Source organism: Micromonospora sp. NBS 11-29 (genome assembly GCF_002140155.1).
Classification (GTDB): domain Bacteria; phylum Actinomycetota; class Actinomycetes; order Mycobacteriales; family Micromonosporaceae; genus Micromonospora.
Window position 1 is genome coordinate 97320 of the sequence record NZ_NAPR01000002.1, and the last position, 2454, is coordinate 99773.

Annotated in this window: 3 protein-coding genes; all 3 read left to right on the top strand. The window is 76.1% G+C overall.

Going from position 1 to position 2454, the window contains the following annotated elements:
• Nucleotides 1–165: 165 nt before the first annotated feature.
• A complete protein-coding gene (locus B1205_RS00440; RefSeq protein WP_441338424.1) occupies nucleotides 166–1338 on the top strand; it encodes an alpha/beta fold hydrolase in 1173 nt (390 codons plus the stop codon).
• Nucleotides 1339–1396: 58 nt separating this feature from the next.
• Nucleotides 1397–2083: a class I SAM-dependent DNA methyltransferase gene (locus B1205_RS00445; protein WP_089153799.1), complete on the top strand. Its 687-nt coding sequence runs from the start codon at nucleotides 1397–1399 to the stop codon at nucleotides 2081–2083.
• The coding region (locus tag B1205_RS30495; RefSeq protein ID WP_254909600.1) for an asparaginase domain-containing protein at nucleotides 2080–2454 on the top strand (375 nt) is incomplete at its 3' end. The genes B1205_RS00445 and B1205_RS30495, both read left to right, overlap by 4 nt.

Sequence of the window (2454 nt, forward strand, 5' to 3'; positions counted from 1 at the left end):
CGGATGCGGGTCGTGTTGGGGTGGGGGGTGCCGCTGCTCTGGGGTGTGGTGGCCGGCTGGTGGACACCACGCGGCCCCGGCACGGTGGGCACGGCGCTCGCCTCCGTCGCGGTGAGCCTCGCCGTGGGCCTCGCCACCGGCTGGCTGAGCCGTTCCCGGTGGGCCATGCTCGTCGCGCCGGTGTTCTTCGCGCTCGCCGTCGAGCTGGTCCGGCTACGCCTGCGCGGGCCCACCGTCGACCGTCCCCACCTGACCGGCCTCGGCGTCGCGGCGCTGCTCGCCGGCCGGGGCGTGCACGGGCTGCTCGCGCCGCTGCCGCTGCTGGTCGGCGCCGCCTACGGCGCCGGCCTGGCCCGCCGCCTCGACGCCGTGCCGCCGCGCCGGCCGGTGCCCCGCCGGCTGGGCCGGGTCGGCGTCGGCCTGCTCGCCGCGCTGCTCGCGCTGGTCACCGCCGGCGCGGCGGTGCCGGGCCGCACCGACCCGATCCCCGGCGGAATCGCCCGGTTCGACACCGTTCACTCCGCCGGGCGCGACCTGGGCCTGCTGATCCGGGGCACGGACCCACGCGCCCCCGTGCTGCTGGTGGTGCCCGGCCCACCCGGCGGCTCGGAAGTCGGCGCGGTCCGCCGTCACCTGTCCGCCCTGGAACAGCACTTCGTGGTCGCGGTCTGGGACCGGGCCGGTGCCCCACACTCCTGGTCGGGGTTCCGCGCCCCGGCCGACTGGAGCCTCGACGACGAGGTCGACGATCTGGTCGCGGTCGCCCGTCACCTGCGCGAGCGGCTCGGCCGGCACCGGATCCACCTGGTCGCGCACTCCGGCGGCACCACCGTGGGCCTGCTCGCCGTGCGACGGCACCCCGAGCTGTTCGCCACCTATGTGGGCGTCGGGCAGGTGGTCAGCCTGCGCGAGGCCGACCGCAGCCAGTACGCCGACACGATCGCCTGGGCCCGCCGCACCGGCCGGACGGCGCTCGCCGACCGGATGACCGCCCAGGGTCCGCCGCCCTACCGCGACGTCTGGGCGTACGAGGCGTTGCTGACCAACGAGGCCGGGGCGTTCCCGGTCGACCGGTCCGGCGCGAGCGAGGACGAGACCGGCTCGGTCGGCAACCTGGGTGTGCCGGAATACAGTCCACTGGAGAAGGTGCACGTCTTCGGCTTCCTCGACGGCTGGGACGTGCTCTACCCCCGGTTGCAGGAACTCGACTTCCGGCGCGACGTGCGGCAGCTCGCCGTGCCGGCCTACTTCGTCGACGGCGCGCAGGAGGTGCCGGGCCGACTGCNATCCCGCGCGCCGGGCACCGGTCGCTGTTCGAGCGGCCCGGCGAGTTCGTGACCCACCTGGAGCGGATCCGCACCGAGAACGGCCCGACCGCGAACTAGAGTCACCGGGCGTGACCGAACCGAGCTGGCTCACCGAGACCCGCGCCGCCTACGACACCGTGGCCGTGGACTACGCGCGCCTGCTGCCCGAGGTGGTGGAACCGCCGCTGGACCGGGCCGTGCTGACCGCGTTCGCCGAGACGGTCGGGCCCGGCCGACCGGTGCTGGAGGTCGGCTGCGGCACCGGCCGGGTCACCGCCCACCTGCGCCGCCTCGGGCTCGACATCGCCGGCGTGGACCTGTCGCCCGGCATGGTGGCGGTGGCCCGCCGGACCCACCCGGAGCTGCGCTTCGACGTCGGCTCGATGACGGACCTGACCGCGCCGGACGCGTCCCTGGCCGGGCTGGTCTCCTGGTACTCGATCATCCACCTGCCGCCGGAGCTGCTGCCCGAGGTGTTCACCGGCTTCCACCGGGTGCTCGCCCCGGGCGGCCACCTGCTGCTCGCCGTGAAGGCCGGCGACCGGCTCGACCGGCGGGAGCAGGCGTACGGCCACACCGTCGCCCTCGACGTGCACTGGCTGCCACCGGAGCGGCTGACCGCGCAGCTCACCGCCGCCGGGCTACCCGTGCGGGCCACGCTGGTCCGCGAACCGATCGGCGCCGAGCGCCAGCGGCAGGCGTTCCTGCTCGCCCGTCGGCCTGACCCGGTCCGACAGCGTCGGCGTGGCCGTGCGCGACGGGAGGCACCAGCGTGAGCATCGCCCTGTTCACCCTCGGCGGGACCATCGCCATGGCCGGGGCCGACGGCGGGGGAGTGGTCACCCGCCTCACCGGCGCCGACCTCACCACCGCCGTACCCGGGCTCGCCGACATCCCGCTCGACGTGCGCGACGTCGAGGCGGTGCCCAGCGCCGCGCTCGCGTACCGGCAGATCCTCGACCTGGTGGACGCGGCGGCCGAGGCGGTCGACGGCGGGGCGACCGGCGCGGTCGTCACCCAGGGCACCGACACGCTGGAGGAGTGCGCGTGGCTGGCCGACCTGGTCTGGCCGCACGCGGCGCCGCTGGTGTTCACCGGCGCGATGCGCAACCCCATTCTCGCCGGCCCGGACGGGCCGGCGAACCTC